Source organism: Actinoplanes awajinensis subsp. mycoplanecinus (assembly GCF_001509495.1).
Classification (GTDB): domain Bacteria; phylum Actinomycetota; class Actinomycetes; order Mycobacteriales; family Micromonosporaceae; genus Actinoplanes; species Actinoplanes palleronii.
Genome location: NZ_LLZH01000212.1, coordinates 37,930 through 58,813, shown reverse-complemented (window position 1 = coordinate 58,813; position 20,884 = coordinate 37,930). Strand labels below are relative to the sequence as shown.

Genomic DNA, 20,884 nt, shown 5'->3' with positions numbered 1-20,884 from the left:
GGCACACCTGCGATCGGCCTCCCACGACGAACGCGAGAGCCGGCTCGGCATATGGGACAAAGGGACTCGATGACGTCCACCATCTGACCGACGAGCTCAGGACCGAGGCAATCGAACGGCGTTGATGAAGGCCGCGAGTCTCGTGACTTGCCGGACCGGCCCGCCAGCCAACGCCAGCACTCCATAAGCGGCATTCTGCATGCCAAGGTCATGATGACCAGGAACGTCTCTGCTGGTGGTGCTCTGCTCTGGCATCCTGAGCGTTCGACTCGCGGCCGGGAGCCGTGTCCAGCCGCGAGTCGGTGAGGTCAGACAGTGGCCACGCGGTCGTAGCGTTCCGCCGCCTCCGGACGGCCCTCGTCACGCAGCATGTCGGCGAGATCGGCGTACGCGTCGGGGTAGCCGGCCTGTGCGGCCTCACGGCAGTACGCCTCGGCTCGCTCGTCGTCGTGTCGCAGGGCGTACAGCATCGCGAGGTTGACGAGTCCTCCCGGATTTCCGGCCTCGGCTGCTTGGCGGTAGTGAGACTCTGCGCCGTCCTGATCGCCGTCGGCCTCGAGCACTTGGCCGAGGCCGATCAAGCCGTCGGTGTTGCCCCATTTGAGGGCGCGACTGTAGTGCTTGACGGCGGCGGTCCGGTCGTTGCGTAGGACAGCGATGTTGCCTAGCAGAAACTCCGCGTTAGGGAACCGAGCCTTCGCCGCCTTCCGAAAGCTGGCTTCCGCGAGAGCATCCTCGCCGCGTTCCTGCTGCATCAGGCCGATGTTGATCAATGATCCTAGGTGGCCCGCGTCGACAGCCCGTCGGTACAAAGCTTCTGCCTGCTCGGTGTTGCCCTCCTGCAGTCGCATCGACGCAAGACCGAACCAGCCGAGACCGTGCCCTGCTTGGCCGGACCGCTCGTACGCCACCTCGGCTTCCGTGGCCTCACCGAGTTCTTCGAGGAGAAGGCCGAGTTCGGCGTAGGCCTCGGTGGAGCCGCTGCAAATCGCGCGCTGGTAGAAGTGGACCGCAGTGGAGGGGTCACCTTCCTGGACATGATGCATGGCGAGTTCCATGAGCGCGTAGGTGTTGCCGAAGTCTGGGCTACGACGCACCCCGTGGTAGCCATCGCGCTCGGCACGGGCGTACCAGAATGTGGCCTGCTCATCGTCGCGGAGTTCGGTGTGCAGGTCGCCGAGGCGAAAGGCCGCCTCGGGCTGGCCTGTGCCGGCGGCTACCCGGTAGAAGTGTTTCGCACGGGGAAGGTCTCCTAGCGCATCAGCAGCAAGGCCGCGGCTCAGTGGGTCAGGGCCTTTATGCTCGGTGGGTACGGCAGGTGGTTCCAGCAGTAGGTCGGCTAGACCGAACGAATGGCTCTTCCACTGCAGTGCGGAACCTTTGCGGATCATGTCGAGGTTGAGTCGCCGGGCCGCTTCGACAACTCCGCCCAGGTCAAGGAGCCTCATGAAGTTTCGGGCGCCCTCGACCGCCAGTCTGAGAACACCTGGGCGTACCCGGTAGATGCAGTCCTGAACGAATGCCGCACCGAAGGCCTCGTGCAGGTCGTCGGGGTCCGGCCAGTGGCGCTGCATTGTCGCCAGGTCGACGTTGAGTTCGAAGATGGTCCGGTGCTGTTCTTCGAATGGCGCCCACACGTGAAGTGTCTCGAGTGAGTGCAGGGTAATGGTGAGCATCCGCGGTGCGGAGTTCTTGTTGGTGTCCGGTACGGCGCTGATCGACCATCGGGAGAACTCGGTGCGTCGGGGGGACGGAATGGTCCACGCAAGGTAGCGCCGGACCGCTGGAAGCACCGCGGCCAGACGGGCATCCGTGGCCAGCCGCTCGAATCTGGACTGGTTGGCGATCCGGACCTGAGGTCGGTTCGGTCGCTCGTCGTCGCCTAGGTACTCCGATGGCACGGAAGCGAACCACTGCTGCTGTTCCCCGGCCGAGACGAGCGTGTCAAGATCGCTGGCTCCAAGCCTGCCAGAGGCGTAGATCACGTTACGCAGGAGGAAGCCCTCGGCCTGCAGCGCATGGATGGCTTGCTGCTCGAAATCGTCGAGGCGTGCTTGCGCGACCCGCCAGAAGTACATCTCCGCGATATCGCCGTACGTCTTGCGATGATCACTGAATCGGCTTACCACGTCGACCGCCTGGCCGACGTACAGCTGCCCACCGTCGAAGGACAGGACGTAGATACCGCATCGGCCATCGGCGGCCGGCAACTGTGCGGCAACCGTTGGACCGCCGACTACAGCTACCCGCTGCGCATCGGCCTGTGGCCAGAGGCCGGTGAGGAGACTGACGTGGTCCCGCGGCGACGCTTCCACTGACATGACTGGTTTGTCGGCGACCGTTCACCGGAGATGAGGACTCCAGGTGGGAGACGTCGGTCGGGCTGGTTCGGCCGCCGGTTTGGTCTCGGGCGGGCCGCTGTCGTGTAGCGAACGGCTCGTGCTTCGGTCCGTAGGCCCGTGTCTTGAACGTTGCGGGCGCCCGGGTGACCCGCGACGTCGGAATTTAGGCCGACGCTGGGATGTCCAGGAGGCCCCGACTGAAAGTGGACAGGATGCGTTGATGGGTCTGTCGTGGCAGTGACCGGGGCCCGGGCTCACCAAGGGGTGTGCCGGGGCGAGCCGGTGTCGTGTCGAGGAGATCGTCCAGCCCGCGACGAGCGATCATGAGCAGGCCGTGGGTGGCGCGGGTGCAGGTGACGGCGAGGCGGCCGAAGGCGGAGTTGAAGTCGTCGAGCTGTTCGGCACCGGACAGCGGGTGGATGGCCACGGTGATCGCGTTGGTCTGGCCCTGCCAGGAGTCGACCGTGGAGGCGACCAGGACACCATCGGGCAGGTCGTAGCGCTCGGTCAATCGCTCGACCAGGTCATTGGCGTCGTCCACGGCCTGGTTACGGGTGGCGAGGATGACGATAAGAGGGTCACCGTGCGGGTCTGCCGAGTCCACGACGGTCTCGCCGTCCGGCACGCCCTGACTGTTGTAGCGGCGTGCGACGGTGCTGAAGCCGCCCTCGAGTAACGGCTCCAGGAGTTGTTCGAGGACGCCGAGCAGGGGCAGGTCGATGTCGGGTGCCTCGGGGTCGGGTAGGCCGTCGACTTCCAGCAGGGTGGGGCTGCCGTCGGCGACGGCGCCCCAGACCGAGGCGGCCACGCCGGTCAGGGGTGGCAGCTGCAGGGCGCGGTCGCCGGGCCCGGCGACGCAGTGCAGGTGGTCCCAGTCGGTGTAGAAGGCGCGCCAGAGCGGCAGTTGGGTGGTGGTGGGCCGCCATACGGTGGGAAGGTCGACGATGCGGGTCGTGGTGCCTGCCGGGTAGGCGGTGGGCCAGGCACGGTAGGGGTTGTAGCCGGGATCTCCTCGCCACGGGTTCTGTTGACCGGGTTCCAAGGGTGGGAGCTGCCCGACGTCGCCCACACCGACGGAGATCGGTGCCAGGCCGGCCACGGTGGCGTAGCGGTGCGCGGGTAGCTGCCAGGCTTCGTCGACGAATAGCACGTCGAAGGGCAGGGTGCCGTTGTCGGCGGGGCCGAGGTTGTCGATCAGGCGTTTCATTTCGCCGAAGGCGCCGAGCTTGTGGGAGGTGCCGACGATGACGTCGCAGGAGGCGGGAATGTCGGCGGTGCTGGTGGCGATCGATACGCTGTCGCGTACCGCCGGTGGGACGTCCGGCAATCGGTCTCGGGCGACGAAGAGACAGACCCGGTCGGCGCCCAGCTCGCGGCCGAGGGTGCCGGCCAGGGGTATGACCTGCTTGTTCGCGAAGGCGGTGACCGCCACCCGAGAGCAGTACGGATGTTCCAGCGCCTGCCGGACCATGTGCCGGAGCGCATGCGTCTTCCCGGCGCCGGCTGCGGCGCGCAGCAGGATCTTGTCGTACTTCTCGGTGGCGCTCAACGCGTCGGTGAGTGCCTTGGCCGCCTCGGCGGCGGCCTGGTTGTTGCCGTGCGCGGCCTGGTGGTGATGCAGCGCCTCGGTGACTGCGGCGGTGGGTGGGGTGAAGGTGATGGTCATCGCGGTTCAGTCCAGATCGTCGGGGGTCAGGTGTGCCGGGGCTGTTGCCGTTTCCGGCTCGGGCATGCCGGGGCCGGGGGTGACGTCGAAGTGCTCGTCGTCGACCAGAGGTGGCCACACGGCAGGGTTCAGCTCGCCGCGTTCGCGGCGGGCGGCGAGTTCGTCGGACCACTCGGCCTCGGCTACGGCGTGCGGTTTGCAGCACCATCGGTGAGCTTCCGGGTCGGCCGGGTAGCTCGCGGGCGTGCAATCGATCGTCGGGGCAGACTGTTTGTCCAGCGCCGGCCGGGCGACCGCGATCTCGTGACCAGATTTGAACAGCTTGCCGAACCAGCCGGCGTCGGCTAGGACCAGCTCGTCGCCGACGGCCAGTTCCGGGGCGATCGCCGGCGCCCAGACCAGGCCGTCGGTGTCCGGAATCTGGGTCAGGAAACCCAACGGAAGCCGGCCCAGTTTGAAAGACCCTTTCTGGACGGTCACGGTGGTGTCGGTATCTTCGACGAGACTGCGGTCGTTGATGTGCAGCGCCACGACGTTCACACCATGGCCCAGACGCCGTGACTGCACCTCCAGGCGGATCGGGTTCAGGCCGACGACCGCCGCGAGGGCGAGCTGGCGTACGCCCGCGTCGCGCGCCTTGTCCAAGGCGAAGGACAGGTCCGTCAGGCAGGTGAGTTGGTCGCCGCAGGAGCGGTCGGTGTCGAGCAGGTCGACCTGGGAGTTACGCCAGTGCGGGTACATGCGCGAGAACCTGACCAGGTCGGAGGCCTGGAGCATCTGCCGGCGACGCCATACCTGCTGGGCGTCGCTCTCCAACGCCTGATGGACCTCCCGCAACCGGGAGACGGCCAGCCCGTCGAGGATCGTCAGGGCTCGTTCCAGGACGCTGATGCGGTAGTCCAGTGCGGCGGTCACGAGCAGGTGGTATTCCGTCGCGGGCTTGCGGCGCAGAGCGTGGAAGAGGTCGTCGGAGGCTCGGTTGGACAGCCGTACGCCCGGTGTTTCGGACTGTTCCGCGATGGTGTCGGACACCTTGCGGTGATCCAGCGGGGCGATGGCCTCGGCCCACGTGATCAGGTAGTCGAGGCGGCCGGCGTCCACGGCGGGACCACCGGGTACGACGTGTGCCAACAGCACACCGTGCAGGTCGACGATCGGGGTGCGCAGCCGCATCGTGCGGGCGCGGTCCTCCTCGAGCAGGAAGCTGACCGCCAGCCGCTCGTCCGCGGTCAACGGTCCGGGCAGGGTCGCCTCCTCGTCGTCGAACGTGCGCAGCGGCCGGCCGCGGTCCTGGTCGCGCTGCCACCGCAACCGGCTCAGTTCGACCCCGGCCAGCGAGTCCGCGGCACTCGCCAGCAGGTCAGCCGTCGCCCGGTCCGGAACCACCAGGTGGACCGGCCCGACACTGTTCTCGTGCTGCTCCCGGATGGTGCGGCCGAGCAGGCTCATCACCGCCCGGCGGGTGTCGGCGGCCTGCGGGTCGGCGAAGCTGAGCCGGTTCCACTCCTCTGGCCCGGCCACACCGACCCTCTGAACCGCGACGCCGTGCACTCCCAGCGCCGAGCCGTCGGACTTGACCAGTACCAGGTTGACGGTGCCGGGACGGCCGCACGGGTCAACGCGGGGACGGCGATGCCATTGCGGCATGCCGGTGACGGTGGCGGTGACCTGCGCGACGGTGGTGTGCGGCGCCCGGCCGGTCTCGCCCGTGCCGGTGACCAGCGGCTGGACCGCGTTGCGCTGAGCGGGGGCCACACCGATCTCGATGAGCAGCGACTTCGGGTCGTCGGAGGACCGCAGTTCGGTGCGGCAGTAGGAGAACAGATTGCAGGTCGCACAGCTACGGGGGTCGAAGGTCGCTTCGAGGTGCGCGACGTACGCCGCCAGATCTTCCTGCGCCGAAGCACCGTCACCCAGCGACGATCGGGCCGCAAGTCGCTCCTGGGCGCGGACGCGAACCTCGGTACGGTGGTCGTCGAGCCGCTCGACGACAGCCTGCGGACGCAGGAACGCGTTACGGGGGACAGCGAGGACGCCGTGGCCGTGAACGTGCATGCCGTCGGGCAGCCGGGTCCACGCAGCAGCGGACTCCGCGCCGAGCGCGACCTGCAGGAAGCCCTTGAGCATCCGGCCGTCATCGATACGGGAACGGACCCGTTCGTAGTCCTTCGCATCCCCCATGATCAGCCAGGAACCCTCAACCCGGTTGCCGGTGCGGCGCGGACAGACGACCGCGAAGTCGGGCAGGATGCTGCTGGCATCGGGGACGTGCTCAAGTTCCAGGTAAGGAACGGCGAGCCCGACCAGCATGGTGGCCTCTCCGGCGACGATCGCCTGCCGGTGGGCACTGGCCAGTTCGGTAGCCGTGGTGCTGACGTCGGCACGACACGCCCGGCGCCGCACCGCCGTCGGGCGCGAAAGCCCGAGCTGCCCTACTGTCGTGGTGACCAGCTCCGCGGCGAAACGGTCATCGCGTACGAGCTTCTCGAACGTCATCGCGCGAATCCAACGGGCCTGCGGAATGCCGGCGCCGGTGTCGGGTTCACCGAGCCGTGCGGCCAGGGCCCGGCGGCTCTCGCGGGTGATGAACGGATCGGTCAGCCGGAAGCGCTCACAACCGGCATGCGCCGAGGCCGCCACGGCACTGGTGCCACCGCCGGTCTGTAGTCCACCCATTCGTTCCTCTTATCCATGGCTTCGTCGTCGGCTCGCCGGTCGATCGGACAATGCGTGCGCGACGTGAACGTTTCGGTTTATCGGAATCCCTGAGGTCCGGGAGGTCCCCCCAGGGCACTAACCGCAGGGGGAGTCTCGGACAGGCGACACGGGGGACTACTGATCGTTCTGCTGGCGGCCTCGGCCCGTCGCGGCGCGGTCGCGGTCGCCAATCTCACGCAAGATCGCGGCCCGGCATCCTGCGACCTCGGGCTTCCCACGTACGAAAATTCGGGTCGGAGGCCACCTCCGCACCCCCGGAGATGCGAAGACGGCTTCCGGGTACCTGCTCAGGCGGACGGGCCAGCGTCCGCAGTCGCAGCACGAGCCGCAGTCGCCTCTACACCGTCCCGGATGTACCTGGCGGCCAAAGACCATGGCCTCAACATCTCGGCGTCCGCCTGCGCGGTGAGGATCCTGTGTACGGCCGGCGCGATGGGAATCGCCTCCATGCGGGCACCGCCACGCTGCCCGTCACGAATCGCCTCCTGCCGGACCTTTTCGGTGATCGCCCGTGACACCCATTCGGTGACGGTGAGGCCGTCTACGCTGGCCGCGGTCTTGACTTTCTCGTACTCCAGCTTCGGAAGAATCGTCTTCCAGCGGCGCAGTTTCTCCAGCGTCTCCTCGATCCGGTCCAGCCGCTGACCGACCGTCGCCGGCCGCGTCGCGGCGGCTGCCTTTTCGGCACCGGCGCCGGTCACTTCGGCTATGAGGGCTTCGAGGTCTCGGAGGCGGCAGCTGGTTCGGAAAGCATGTGCTTCCAGGTCGCGTACCCGGACTTCAAGGTTCTGGTCGCTGATGTCGTCCTCCTCAGGACAGGCGTGGCATGACGCGACACGCGGGATATTCGATCGGCCATCAGCCGGGTAGCGACCCGACCTGCTGGGGCCGGGTGCGTCGCGACCTGCGATGACACGGGCCGAACCGTAGAAGTGGGGTCCGACAGAATCCGTCACTGATCCGGACACTCGGTTGTGAATGACGCGCGCCGGAGGCGCAATTCATCGCTACGGACAATTCCGCATCGGCTATACAGACAACCTGAACGCCGTCCGACGACCCCGCCGGGATCATCGCTCTACTTGCGTAATCTCGGCGGCACCGTCACAACTGGGCCGATCTCGCCCGCCGAGACCGGCAAGCCAACCACCGCCCGCCGACATTCGACGTTTCGGATGACGCAGCTCGTGGCGTACTACCGCTGGAGCACGAAGTCTGTAGGCGGCACATCGTCGCCGATAGTTACCCGTCGGAGTACCCATGCCGGTAACCCACTCAGACGCCGTCCATCCCCGGGCCGCAACCGTAGACACGGCTGTTCCACTCGGTCGCTTGGCAGGCGATCCGGCACGCCGCGCTGACCTGGTACTCCGTGCTGTCCCGCAGGCATGGAACACACTCACCAGCGAGGCCGTCCTGCCAGGGCGCGAGAATCTGATCGACCCGTATTTCGTGGCCTCCTATCGGTGGATCCGCCGGGCAGCGGCCCGTCGAGGACTGGGAGACGGCTGGCCCGTCTGGTCGTGGGCACGAACCACCCGCTGTGACGTGATGGATAGCGTGCGACTCGCTACCCGCGAGAAGCCCGGCAGCGTGCTCTGATCCGCACGTATCCCCCGGCATCGTGTCTTGCTGAGCCACTTCGATGCTTGGCACTGCGTTCTCAACGACATGCCGGCGTTCTCACCCACCGCCACCGACGCGGAGATCGACCGAATCGACAGCGCGATCGGCGAGTTCTCCGGCTGGAAGCGGCATGAGCCGAAGCCTCCACGACTACAACGGATCATCGAGGACACCTGGGATCTGATCTTCGACACCACTTGGTGGCCTCCGTCCAGCTTCTGGCAGGCGACGGTTCCCGAACTTCGGCTGGCGGACGTTGTCGATGCCGTCGTCACCGAACCACGCCGGGAATCCAGAACCCGTCGGCGTGCCGGACCCAAGAGCCATGAGCCGACAGCGCTCACCCCACCCGGCCCGAATCCGGCCGGCCGGACAGGTGGTACGGGGACTGTCTCGGTTTCGGCGGTGCCGGGCTCGGCCGGGGCGGCATGATGGCGACATGGCTGTCATTGATCTGCCACGGCCCAGTGAGCTCCTGGTGCCTACGTTGCGAGCCATGCGTGAACTGGGCGGGTCTGCGTCAATCAACGAGATCGTCGAGACGGTGGTCCAGCGTGAAGGCTTCAGCGATCAGCAACAGTCGCAGTTGCATAACCAGGGGCCGCAGACCGAGGTCGGCTACCGGCTGGCCTGGACACGTACCCGGCTGAAGCTGATGGGCCTGCTGACCAACAGTTCCCGTGGAGTGTGGGCGCTGACCGACGAAGGGGCCGCCCTGGTCAACGACTCCGCACTGCCTGACGAACTGCAGCGTGAGCGTATCCACGACCGGTGGATCGCTTACGTCGGGGAACTGCGGGCAGGCCCCGGCAAACGGAGGACACTCGGGGACGATGACGCGGAACCGATCACGCCGGAGGAGTCAGACGAGGCCAGCGAGGTACGCGGCTGGAAGGAACATCTGCTCCATGAGCTGATGGCCATGACACCGGACGGGTTCGAACGGCTGGCTCAGCGGCTTCTGCGGGAGGCGAATTTCGACAGCGTCGCCGTCACCGGCAAGAGCGGTGACGGCGGGATCGACGGCCTCGGCGTGTACCGGCTGGGCCTGGTCAGCTTTCCGATCTTCTTTCAATGCAAGCGCTACCAAGGCACCGTCGGCTCGGGTGCGGTCCGCGATTTCCGTGGCGCGATGGCCGGTCGTGGCGACAAGGGTCTATTGATCACCACGGGGTCCTTCAGCGCGGACGCCACGAAGGAAGCGAACCGGGCCGGTGCCCAGCCCATCGATCTCATCGACGGTGACCATCTCTGTGACCTGCTCAAGACTTACGAACTGGGCATCCGTGTCGAGACCCGTACCGTCGAAGACGTCACCGTCCAACCGGGCTTCTTTGCCGACATGTAGGCGCCGAGGGCTGCCGACCTCGTCTTGTCAAGACCTCGCCGAACGCGGATCGAAATTCCGGGCCACCCCTAGCCAAGATCAGAAGATGCGACTGTCGCTGCCCTATCCCAGGTCTTGAGTGTGGCGAACGCCCGTTCACCGCAGTCGCGGATCTTCGCGTGCGCGCGGTTGACCGCCTTCTGCCGGACGTGACAACTGCGGCCCGCAACGGCGTCGTTTGAACGGGATGCTCACACTGCCTCGGACGCCCTGGTATCCCTTGTCGGCGAAAGTCATTCCGCCTGCGCTGTTCAAAGCGTCGATGATGCCGCGGGCGCGGGCAGCGGTCCGGTCATGGGTCGAGCCGGGCAGCGCGGCCGAGGCCCAGACGAGCCGGCCGACGGCATCCGCGATGACCTGTGCGTTCACGCCGTGCCGTCTGTGTTTCCCGGAGTAGTACGGCTTCTGATGGGCGACCCGGGTCGATCGGGATCAGGGTGCCGGCCGGGATCGCGTACGCCAAACAGTCGGACGCGCTGCATGGCGGTGTCCAGATCCTCGGCAGCGGCGCTGAGCAGGGAAGATCGCTTACTGGACGTCACGCCAGGCGGTCGCGACACCGATCTCGAAGCCGGCGGCGAGGCGGGTGCCGGTGTCGCCGTTGCGCAGGTGGGCCAGGGCGAGCAGGGCCTGGCGTCCGGGGTCGAGGCGCCGCCATCGGGATCGGCGCTGCTTGCGATGGGCGTAGATGCGTTCGGCGAGGTGGTTCAGGGTTCGGCTGGACAACGCAATCGTGGCGGGGCAGGACAGCATGGTGAGGCTCCCGGTCGGGGCTTCGGGTCTTGGTCGACAGTTGTCCTACATAGCTCACCGGGCCTGTCCTACCCGCCCCGAGCTGCAAGATCAGCTTGGAAAGCCTCACTATTCGGACACGTCGGCGGGCCCCGGTCGGGCGGCTGAACGGCGGAGCGGCGTTGACCGAAGAGATGAATCGTGTGGCACCTATGCCTTGTTGGCTGCTGGGTGTCCGGATTGCTGCCGGACACTTGTCAGACCCCGGTCTTACGGTCCGGCCCATGTCATCAGAGATCATGAAGAACCTGACTGCCGCAGCCGATGCAGCCGGCAGCAAGCTGAGCGAGGCCGAGCTCGGCACCGCCGACATCGGCAAGCTCCTCGACGATCTGGTCGTAGCCACCACGAGCGCCGTCCGGACCTTGCCGCCCGACACCTCTGTCAAGGTGCTGCGCCGCTACACCGGTGAAGACGGACGCGCGATGATCGAAATCGAGATCGACCTCGACGACGACCTGGTCGCCTATCTCGACACGGTGCCGGACCGCAACGCGTTCATCGATGAAGCGCTCTGCCGTGCGGTGAACGCGTCGACGCTTGGTCGCCATGCCTACCGCCAAAATCTGAACGTGGCCGCGCGGAAGTTCGGGCTCAGCGTCGGCTGGGGAGCGGACCTGGACGTGTGGATGGACCACTATCCGAAACCGCCCCGCCGGCTCACCGCGGAGATCCTCGCCGCCCATGCCCAGCGAGTGCGCCGGCAGGCCGATACGGCAGGCAGGGCAGACACCAACAGCGCCGAGGGCCGGCCCGCCACCACGCTCTGATCACCCAGGTCGGCCGGTGGAACCCTGCCACCCCGCCCCCTGCGTCACGGTGCCGCGCCGCTACACCTGCGCCGACGGCCGCACGATGATCGAGATCGACACCGATACAGCGAGCCGTCGCATGATGCTCGACCCACCCGACGAACCTTCACCGCAGGTCACGAGGAGCGCCCTATCCCAGCCATCGACCGCCCGGTCATCCACCCGACGACCGCGAGCGCTGACGCTGCCGTCCCGCCCGGCCGGTTGCGCTGGAATCTGAATGCCACCGACATGACGCTGTACTCGGTGCTCAGCGCTGACGCATGGGCGGTCCTGGCAGATACCGGTGTCTTGACCGGCCGCGCGGACCTGATCGACGAGTTTTTCACCGACGCGTACACCTGGATCCGCGCGGTGGCGGCGCGCCGTGGGCTGGGTGACGCGTGGCCGATCTGGTTGTGGGCGAAGACAACGCGGCTCGAGCTGGTCAGGCAGGCCCGGTTCGCTGCCCGTGAAGAACCCGGCAGCGTACTGATCACCGCCAGAATTCCTCGCAGCCGGCTACTGATCAGCGATTTCGAAACGTGGCACTTGGTCCTCAACTTCGCGCCGGTGTTCCCTGCCAGCGCTACCGACGCCGACGTCGACGCCTTCTACGATCGCTTCGACGCCGAGGCGCCGGGCTGGCGACGCGCCGAGACCGCGTCGCCCGAGGCTCGCGCCGTACTCGAGCGGACGTGGGAGCTGATCTTCGACACCAGCGCGTGGTTCGCGATGCCGCACTGGCAGGCGACCGTCGCCGAACTGCGGATCACCGATGTGACCGCTGCCGTCATCCTCACTGTTCCCACCGCTGGTACGCGGCGGGCACCGGGCGGACCGACACCTGCCTGCTAAGGCGGCCGCCAGCCGACCATCTGCGGGCCTAAGCGTTCGGGCCAGCAAGATTCTTTGCAGGTGCCGGATGCCTTGCTCGAAGTCGTCCACGTCAGCAGGGCTGACGTCGGCCAACGCGGCGAAGGCCGACGCGGCGTCCTCGATGGCCTCCAGGACCGCCGTGGTGGCGTCACCGTCTGATCCGGGCAGCACGGCGTTCTCCGTCTGCGGGGTTGCCCCATGGGCTTCGCCCGGGTTCCTGGCTGAGGGTTTCGCTGAACATCAGGTACGCGCTACTTCGACCTCGATATACCCGACCGCGCCTGCAAACCGCCGACACCCGCACCGGCCAACCCGAACTGGGAACCACCCATACCCTCTGACTAGCACAACTCGAAAGATCAGCCGTTACAACGCTTCCCGGGGCTTGACCATGCCAAGCCTTCGCGGGACGGGGAGTTCCATGACCGCGTGGTCAAGGTCCAGTGCTGCGACAATCCGGGTCGGGGATCAGCAACACTCATCATCGACGCTCGCCAGCACGCCACCAAAATGGAGTATTGGGCACCTCGACCCAATTACCGCCTATGTACGAGTCGTAGAGCAAGGACGCGAAGATCCGGACGAATTCGGTCCGGCTATCTGGGGTAGCACTCGCGCGCAGGCCGCTTACCAACTCATAGGCAGCGTCACGGCAATGAACTCCCATGCTGCCCAGGGGCATGGTGATCAACTGTGAGTCGAGGCGATCAGCCAGCCAGCCGGCCAGCGATCCGCCTGTTTCCTCCTCGAGCCACGCCTCATCGTCCCGATCGAACCAGTAAGCGTCGAACACCATGATCGCAAGCTTCTGGGTGAATCGGTTCCATCGATCCTGGTTAGCTTCGGCGACCAGCTCATCGGCGATCTTGCCTGCCGTGGCCTCGCAAACGACCCCGAGAGGCCCGGCAGGCTTCAATACCCCAGGCTTGACCATTGCGGCCACATACGCCTCGAACCACGGCTCGAACGGCCGACCCGGTTCCTCGACGGTGGTCTCGGCGGGCCCACCGCCCTCGTCGGCTCCACCATCGTCCGCCATGACAAGTAACTTACTCTCTGCTAACCCGGCAAAACCGGAAATACGCCCGGTAAACCGTCCCCGCCAGCCCTCGCACGGGGACAAGGAAACGTCGGGGCCCGCCCCGCGTGCGGCGGGGGTGCTCCGTACGCGGCGTAGCGCGGTGAATCCTCCAGCCGTGGACAGGTATAGCCCATCAGCCCATCGCTAGCTGTCGGAGAGCCCGACGTAGGTGTCGTCCTGGAAGGTTGAACCCCTCGGTGTCCTCTGCTGTATCGCCGTGTTGTATGGATCGATGGTGGTGGCAGTCTGCAGCCGGGCGAGTGCTTCTGCTGGGTGGCTGCTATCGGCGAGGGTGATGCAGGCGTCTAGGGCATCGCGGCGCATCGCTTCACGGGCGGTGTTGATCCAAGGCCAGGGATAGGTCGCGGCCAGTTCTCCTTTGTAGATTTCGAGCAGTCTCTTGCAGGCGTCGGCTCGGGCAGTCTCGTTGAGCGCCGTCCTCGCTTCCGCGGCTGTTGCTCGCCATTGCTGCAGGTCGCTGCTGACGGCGGTGATATTGAGGCGGTAATGGTCGCCGCGACGGATGACGGGATCGCCGATCTGCTGGAGTTGGCTGCGCAGGGCGCTGATCGTGGTGTGTAGCCGCTGCGTGATCGTTGCCGGTGGCAGGTGGGGCCAGATTGCGGCGATCAGTTCGGATCGGCTGGCGCCCTCGGGGTGGATCGCGAGGTAGGTGAGGATTTGGAGTCCGGCGGTCCGGCGTAGCTTGACCGGCTTGCCTGCGACGGTGAGGGTGCAGTCGCCGAGGAGCGTTAGCTGCGCGATGGGTGTGGTCGGGGCTGCCGTTCGCGCCGGGGGTTGAGGATCCTGTGCGGTGGGGTGGTCGTCGGTTGTGGGGCCGCGGCGGATGAGACCGAGAAGGTCGGTGGCGGCCCTGCGGTCGAGGGTGCACAGTCGCCGGATCTCGGTGATGCCGGTTCCGGTGGTGGTGCCGTCCGGGTCTATGCGCCAACGGGCTGTCGGGGTGGTCGTGTAGTCGAGGACGATCGTCGTCATCGTCAGGTCGCTGCTCATGCCGGTCTGAGAGCTTCGGGCCTGTTGCGGCGGGGTTCCTGGGGGTGGTCCCTGGGGGTGGTCCCTGGGCTGCTCGATGAGACGGATGCCGGGCAGGGCGGCGGTGTCGATGCCGGGTAGGAGCCACTGCCAGTCGGTGTGTCGCACCTGGAGTCGTGCTGGGGTGCCTGGGGTGATGGCGCTGGTGAGGGCAGCAGTGACGATCAGGCCTCGGGCGGCGTCGGGTGCGCCTGCGCCGTGCAAGTAGAGGTATCCGCGGGGGAGGTCGTCGTTGGTGACGGATGTAGGCAGGGCGTGGTCGTTGGTCGCTTCCTTGCCGATCGCCGCGGTGATCGCCTGGACCGTCGGGGTGAGCGGTTGAAGGTCCGGATCGTGCAGGTGGGTGCCGATCCGGTGCCGCGTGGGCGTGTAGGTGCGGCGCCGGTGCAGCCAGATCAGGCCGGCGAGGGCGGTGACGGCTGCGGCTGTGGGGTACGGCACCCATCCGCCGCCGGGTAGCTCGATGCCGGCGTGTTCCTCGAGCGGTGCCACGGCCGTGTCCGGGCTGTCGGCGTCGATGCTGTCGGGGTCGGCCGGTGGTGGAGCGGTGTTGGTCGGCGGGGCGCCGGTGTGGCCGGCGGTGAGGGTGGGCAGGGCGAGCGCGGCGATCCCGGCGATGGACCCGGCGGTCATCTGGGCCGGGGTGGGTAGCGGTAGTTGCCGCAGTCGTCGCCAGCGCAAGGCGAGGCGCGGCACGGTTCGACGCAGGGCGTATGCGGCGCCAAGGAACCAGAGAATTGCGGCGACGAGCACGACGGCGTTGACCAGGTCGACCGGCGTGCGGGACCGCTGCAGCCATCCCTGCACCGCATCGGCGGACAGGGTCGGCCAGCCGTGGCGTAGCAGCCAGCTGACGGCTGCCAGAGGCGGGCCGGCAAGGACGGTGAGGGTGATCAGCGTGGCGGCGGCTCGGGTCATCCAGCGCATCAGAGTTGGCGGTTTCTGGTCAGCGGGGTGTGGCCAGTAGCGCCCACAGCCGCTTGAGCCACCACACGGCGACCGCGGCGGCGTAGAACGCGCCCAGCATGCGGCGCCCGTAAGGGCCCTGCGCCAGGATCATCAGGCTGATCGCCAGGGGCAACGCCACAGCGACTCGGATGATGAGGTTTCGGACCAGGGCGCAGGCGATCCCGACCGCGATCAGCAACCCACCGGCGTACACGAGGCCGGTGTGCCAGGGGGCCAGCCAGTACGGCAGGCGGTATACCGACACCACCGCGAGTGTGACGATGCCCAAGGTAGTGGTGGTCAGCGAGCTGGCGGGGAAGGCGAGGAACGCGTCCCAGCCGTCCGTGGGGGTGAACCGGCGGCGCCAGGCGGCTACGGCGACGAGGGCGGCGCTGATGGCGACGGGCAGGACCGGCCAGATCGACCAGCGCAGGGTCCAGGGTGCGAACAGGGAGCTGGGGGCGGTGAAGTAGGCGTGGGCGGTGAACGCCATGAGCAGGGCGATCGCTGGTCCGGCGACGACGGCGATGCCGATGCCGGCGGTGATTCTGCTGACGGAGCCGGTGCTGCCGGGGACGTTGCCGTTCTGGTCCAGCAGGGCGGCGAAGACGGCCGCCATCTGTAGCAGGCATACCTGGGCGAGGATGACGGCCATGGTCAGCTCGGACCAGGCTGCGGTCAGCTGGTAGAGATCGCCGCGGTACCCGCCGAGCGGTGTGGCGCCGAAGATGTCGGCGCTCTGGAGGAAGTGGGCGTACAGCAGCAGCGACACAAGGCCGGGAAGCCGAGGAGCAGGATCCGGCGTAGCGGCGGTAGCCGGAAGGGTTGCCCGGTCCCGGGGGTGTGAGGTGTCGCCCGGGCCGGGTCGGATTCGGCGGCGCCGGCGACAGCCGCGATCGAGGGTTGAGCGGCGATCTGCGGTACGACGCCGAGTTTCGCCCCGATCATCTCGGCGGCCCCCGGGACGGCGGCGACCCCACCGATCAGGTGCACCCCGTGGATGTCGGCGAGGGTGAGATCGGCGGCGGCGACCGTTTCCGCGGCAAGCTCGCCAACGCGTTCCAGGACCGGCTGGGCGACCTGGGTGACGTGGCCGACGGGAACGACCAGCGGCCCTGCCGCGCCGGGCAGCGGGATGGTGACGGTGGCCTGCTGCGCGAGGGCTTGTTGCGCGGCCCGCAGGACGGCGAGGGTGGTCCACCGCTGCGCGGCGGGCAGGTCGTCCAGGGCGGTGCCGGTCAACGCGTGGGTCAGGAGGGCATCGATGCGGTCGCCGCCGGCATCCTGGTCGTCGAGGGTGGCCAGCACGTCGGTCTGTTGCATGCTCTGGCGTAGCACGCTGACCTCGCATCCGGCCCCGACGTCGATGATCAGCATCATCCGGTCGGACGCTGTGGGCAGCAGGGCGGTGGGGGCGAGCCGGTTGGCGGCCGTGACCGGCACGTCGACGAGGCGGGTGACGTGCAGGCCCGCGTTGCGCGCGGCGTGCCGTAGCCAGGTCCGGTGCCGCGGCCCGGCCCCGGCCGGTACCAGCAGCTGGGCGTCGTGCACCGGTTCCCCCGCCGCCCGGGCGGCCTCGGTGGCGACCTGTCGCAGGGTGGCCGCTACCAGGTCTGCGGCGTCGACCGTGATCGTGCCGGCCGTGAGCTGACCGGTCCCGGCCCGTAAGGGCGAGAGGACGAATCCGTCCGGATCCGTCGCGGCCTGGCGCCACGCCTGCGCGCCGACGGCTACCCGGCCGTCGCCGACATGGACGGCGGAGGACATCTCCACGCCGCCGTCGAATTCGAGCAGGTGCAGGGATCCGTCGGCCCGCATGAGCATTGCTCGCGTGATCGCGGCCCCGTAATCGATCGTCAGCGATGGCCTCACCGCCCCAGTGAAACAGATGATCGCCGATTCGTCAGCCCACTTCCAGCAGTCGAATGTCCGATGTGGCCCTCACTATTCAAGCCCGTGAGCAGCGCGTAAGGAAGTTGTGAGTGTTTGTGAGCGCCGCGAAAGGTCGCGCGCCGGGCTGTCGGACCTAGCGTCGAGGCACGGCATTCGAGCCGGGCGCGGCAGGCCTGTGAACGCGGTCTGCCGGTCGTTCTCCGAGCGGTGGTGAGCGCCGCTGGTCGTTCTCCGAAATGAGGCAGCGATGATCCGTATGTTCGCGGCGGCACGGACGTTGATCGTGGTCCTGGCGGTCTTAACCGGCCCGCCGGTTCTGATGATCACGGCCGCCGGGGCGCCGTGGCCGGATCACGTACCGTCGGCCGAACAGGTGCAGCAGTGGCTGGACGCGCCGCTGGCCGACCGCTATCTCGCGGCGACGGGCTGGGCTCTGGGATGGCTGGTCTGGGGACTGGTGGCCGCCGGGGTCGTCGCGTTGGCCATCACCCGTGCGCGGTCGCGTGACTGGCAGCGCAGCTGGGAACGGATCTGCTTCTACCTGCCCGGCCCGATGCAAGGTCTCGCCGCGACCCTGCTGGGCACCGCGGCCGTGGCCGGCGCCGGGACCGCGCTACCCGCCCACGCCGCGTCCCCGGCGCCGACGACCACGCTCGACGACCAGCCCCCGCCCGGGGCGCACACCCCGCGCCACGACCGTGTTCCCGACCGTCCTGCCACGGTCGCCGTGTCGATGACCGCCCGCGGTGGCCACGACAGTCGCACCGTGACGGTGCATCGCGGTGACACCTTGTGGGACATCGCCGACGAGCGGCTCGGCAAGCCACAGCAGTGGACGAAAATCTTTCACCTCAACGCCGACCGCTACGACATGCGCGGCGGCGACCGGATCCTGCCAGGCTGGAAACTCGCCCTACCCCCTGTCCCGGCGAAAGAGCAGCCGCACCACCAACAACCACGGCCGCAGCAGCCATCGGACACCGGCGCTCACACACCGGCGCCCGACCAGCCGCCCGGGTCGACGGTCACCGCTACGCCGACCCGTCCGTCGGCGCCCACGGGCACCCCAGCGAACACGGGTACGGGCAACCCGGGAAATGACGGTGTCACTGACACTTCCGCTCCGACCGAGCAGGCGACACCGGCCCCATCTGAATCCCGTACGACCGCGGACGACGGCAAACCGGCGAGTGCTCGAACCGCTCCGCCGGGCGTATCACTGGCCAGCGGCAGCTGGATGGACCTCGGCCTCGCCACGGCCGTCGCCGGCGCCGTCGCCCTGCTGTGGGCGCACCGACGCCGTCGCTACACCCGGCGGCCCGTCTCCGTCGATCTACGACTGCAGGACCCGGACCTTGCTGCATTGCCGCCGGTTGTCACCCAGATCCGGCGCCAGCTGCGTAACGCCGCAACCAGCCCATCCCAGCGGCCCGACAACGATGAGGCTGCTGGCCTTGGTGCCACGGCCCTCGACACCGACGACGCCGATGGCCGTGAACCGGTGGACGAGACGTCCCCCGCCGGTGGGCACGGCGTTGCGGAGGAGTCGCAGGAAGAACTGTCGGCCGTGCGTCCGGTCGTGCCGACGCTGACCAACCCCGTCCTCACGGTCTGGCCGTCGTCCGGGCTCGGCCTGACCGGACCCGGCGCGGAAGCCGCCGCCCGGGGCCTGCTCGTCGCGGCGATCGCCGACCGAAGCCCGGACGAGCCGCACGGGCAGGTGGTGATGCCGTCCTCGACCGCTGTGACCCTGTTCGGCGCCGCCGCGGTCGCCTTGCCCCGTACCCCGCAGCTGACTATCACCGACGACCTCGCCGATGCTCTGACCCTGCTCGAGGAGCAGACTCTGCACCGCAGCCGCCTGGCCTACGCCCACGAGGTCGACACCATCGCCGCGATGCGTGCCGCCGACCCGGTCGAGGAATCGACCCCACCGATCCTGCTGCTCACCGACACCGCGAGCCCGCACGAACGCACCCGCATCGCCGCACTGCTGGCCCAAGGCCAACGGCTGGACATCCACGGCGTGCTGCTCGGTGACTGGCCGGACGGCGACACCGCCCGCGTGGAAACGGACGGTACTACCAGCCCCGACGGCGGCAGCCGTCACGGCCGGCACCCGGCCGACATCGGACGCCTCACCGTGCTCACTCCCGCCGAAACCCTCGCGGTGATTGCCACCCTGGCCGAGGCGCACACCGGCCGGCCGCAGCCACAACTCCCGGCCGAGCCGCCTCCGGTCGGAATCATGCACCGGGAAGACGAAGCGGGCCTCGTCCTCTCCGCCCTGGCCGACCTCGGCAGCGCCACCGCCGCCGCGATCGCCGCGCACACCGGACTGGCGTTCCCGACAGCCACCACGAAACTGATCCGATGGGAACACAGCGGACACGCCGAAACGTTCCGCGCCGACACCGGCCAGACACTCTGGCGGCTCACCGCGGCCGGATCCGCGTCCCTCGAGCTCACCACCGACCTCGCCGAGAACGAGCCCGCAGGCCCTGACGAGCCGACCTCGACCACTCCGGCCATCGCCTCCACCCTGCCGGCCAGCACCGATCCCGGCCTCGGCGAGAACGACAGCGAAACACCGGCCACCGCAACGCACGCCGCCCGGACCGGTGGCCGGGTCACCGTCGACGTACTGGGCGCACCGGAGATCGCCACAGGCGCCTTGGACCGCCTACCCCGCAGGAAAGCCATGGAACTGTTGGTCTACCTGGCCGTCCACGACGGCAGCGCCACCACCGAACAAATCCTGGACGATCTACTACCCGACGCCCCGGTCAGCAAAGCCCCGCAGCGGCTGCACACCTACGTCTCCGATCTACGCAACGTCATGCGCCGTGCCGCCGGACCCGGCACCTACCTCACCCATCCACAACGGCGGTACGTCCTCAACGCCGACCTGATCGACATCGACCTGTGGCGGATGCGAACCGCGATCCGCGACGCCGGCCACACCACCGAAGCGCCACGGCGCATCGCCGCGCTGCGCCGGGCGGTCGCCGTCTACCGCGGCCCGCTCGCCGACGGCGCCGGCTACGAGTGGGCCGAGCCCTACCGCGAAGCCATCCGCAAACAAGCCCTCGACGCTCACCTTGACCTCGCCGACGCCCTCACCGACCCGCGCGAACGCATACAAGTCCTGGAAGCGGCGATCGCGCACAGCCCGTACAGCGAAGAGGTATACCAACAAGCGATGCGCGCCCGCGCTGACCTGAACGACATCAACGCGATCCGCTCCCTGCGGCGAGCCGTCGGCCGAGCCATGGCAGCCATCGACGCCGAAGCCAGCGACGAGACGATCCGCCTCTCCGACGAGTTGATTGCAGACGTAGAACGCCGCCAACTACCCCCGGCCTACTGACTAGTCTGCCGAATGCTGAACACCGAAGGTCCGCTGCAGCGGTCTCGACCGCATTGTCGGTATGCCACCTCAACCAGCGTCGAAATCGAACATGCGTACTTGTCAGGTGTGGGGGCGCGCCGAGCGCCAGACATCGCTGGCGCGGAGTTCCTAGATCGCTGCGGTACGCCGGTTCGTGCAGGCGCTCACGGCACCTTTCACGCGCGGAGTGCAGATCGATCCCGACTCCGATCCTTCGTCCGGGAGTGGGGCGGCTGCGGATGCCGCGGTCCTCCGTGAACTTCATGAATCGCTGGGGCTGGGGTTGGACGCACCGCGCGTGGCGTGGTCTCCGCCAC

Annotated in this window: 13 protein-coding genes and 1 pseudogene; 5 read left to right on the top strand and 9 right to left on the bottom strand. The window is 68.1% G+C overall.

Annotated elements, in window-relative coordinates; all coding sequences use genetic code 11:
- Window positions 1-308 precede the first annotated feature (308 nt).
- The 4 genes from ADL15_RS22200 to ADL15_RS22185 form a co-directional block, all read right to left on the bottom strand.
- Entirely contained in the window at window positions 309-2,321 is a 2,013-nt protein-coding gene (locus ADL15_RS22200; protein WP_083971575.1) for a tetratricopeptide repeat protein, read from the bottom strand.
- 184 nt (window positions 2,322-2,505) lie between these two features.
- On the bottom strand, window positions 2,506-4,008 hold the full coding sequence (locus tag ADL15_RS22195; protein WP_067694360.1) for an AAA family ATPase: 1,503 nt from the start codon (window positions 4,006-4,008) through the stop codon (window positions 2,506-2,508).
- Between the two features lie 6 nt (window positions 4,009-4,014).
- Window positions 4,015-6,684, bottom strand: a complete 2,670-nt coding sequence (locus ADL15_RS22190) for a hypothetical protein (RefSeq protein ID WP_067694358.1) — start codon at window positions 6,682-6,684, stop codon at window positions 4,015-4,017.
- Window positions 6,685-7,013: 329 nt separating this feature from the next.
- Window positions 7,014-7,427 (bottom strand): hypothetical protein, encoded by a 414-nt coding sequence (locus tag ADL15_RS22185; protein WP_067694355.1) that lies wholly within the window; start codon window positions 7,425-7,427, stop codon window positions 7,014-7,016.
- 928 nt (window positions 7,428-8,355) lie between these two features.
- Here ADL15_RS22185 and ADL15_RS53150 point away from each other — a divergent pair.
- Together ADL15_RS53150 and ADL15_RS22180 are read left to right on the top strand one after the other, a co-directional pair.
- Complete coding sequence (locus ADL15_RS53150; RefSeq protein WP_157441526.1) at window positions 8,356-8,784, top strand: hypothetical protein; 429 nt, start codon at window positions 8,356-8,358, stop codon at window positions 8,782-8,784.
- Window positions 8,678-9,700: a restriction endonuclease gene (locus ADL15_RS22180; protein ID WP_338025559.1), complete on the top strand. Its 1,023-nt coding sequence runs from the start codon at window positions 8,678-8,680 to the stop codon at window positions 9,698-9,700. Before ADL15_RS53150 ends, ADL15_RS22180 begins: the two co-directional genes overlap by 107 nt.
- A 107-nt stretch (window positions 9,701-9,807) precedes the next feature.
- On the opposite strand, the pseudogene ADL15_RS22175 reads toward ADL15_RS22180, so the two are convergent.
- Window positions 9,808-10,492 (bottom strand): annotated as a pseudogene (locus ADL15_RS22175) (transposase family protein); the annotation flags it as partial.
- 263 nt (window positions 10,493-10,755) lie between these two features.
- On the opposite strand from ADL15_RS22175, the gene ADL15_RS22170 reads away from it, so the two are divergent.
- Together ADL15_RS22170 and ADL15_RS22165 are read left to right on the top strand one after the other, a co-directional pair.
- Entirely contained in the window at window positions 10,756-11,301 is a 546-nt protein-coding gene (locus ADL15_RS22170; protein ID WP_157441525.1) for a hypothetical protein, read from the top strand.
- Window positions 11,302-11,574: 273 nt separating this feature from the next.
- The gene (locus ADL15_RS22165) at window positions 11,575-12,180 is read left to right on the top strand and encodes a DUF3841 domain-containing protein (RefSeq protein WP_067694345.1); all 606 of its coding nucleotides are present in this window, start codon (window positions 11,575-11,577) and stop codon (window positions 12,178-12,180) included.
- Between the two features lie 502 nt (window positions 12,181-12,682).
- On the opposite strand, the gene ADL15_RS22160 is transcribed toward ADL15_RS22165, so the two are convergent.
- The 4 genes from ADL15_RS22160 to ADL15_RS22145 form a co-directional block, all read right to left on the bottom strand.
- Complete coding sequence (locus ADL15_RS22160; RefSeq protein ID WP_067694343.1) at window positions 12,683-13,240, bottom strand: hypothetical protein; 558 nt, start codon at window positions 13,238-13,240, stop codon at window positions 12,683-12,685.
- Between the two features lie 186 nt (window positions 13,241-13,426).
- Window positions 13,427-15,253, bottom strand: a complete 1,827-nt coding sequence (locus ADL15_RS22155; protein WP_157441524.1) for an AfsR/SARP family transcriptional regulator — start codon at window positions 15,251-15,253, stop codon at window positions 13,427-13,429.
- Between the two features lie 28 nt (window positions 15,254-15,281).
- Complete coding sequence (locus ADL15_RS22150) at window positions 15,282-16,055, bottom strand: hypothetical protein (RefSeq protein ID WP_067694337.1); 774 nt, start codon at window positions 16,053-16,055, stop codon at window positions 15,282-15,284.
- Window positions 15,962-17,101 (bottom strand): Hsp70 family protein, encoded by a 1,140-nt coding sequence (locus tag ADL15_RS22145; RefSeq protein WP_157441523.1) that lies wholly within the window; start codon window positions 17,099-17,101, stop codon window positions 15,962-15,964. Before ADL15_RS22145 ends, ADL15_RS22150 begins: the two co-directional genes overlap by 94 nt.
- A 322-nt stretch (window positions 17,102-17,423) precedes the next feature.
- On the opposite strand from ADL15_RS22145, the gene ADL15_RS22140 reads away from it, so the two are divergent.
- Window positions 17,424-20,546 carry a BTAD domain-containing putative transcriptional regulator gene (locus tag ADL15_RS22140; RefSeq protein WP_083971573.1) on the top strand — a complete coding sequence of 1,041 codons (3,123 nt, stop codon included), beginning with the start codon at window positions 17,424-17,426 and terminating at the stop codon, window positions 20,544-20,546.
- The last annotated feature ends 338 nt before the right edge of the window (window positions 20,547-20,884 follow it).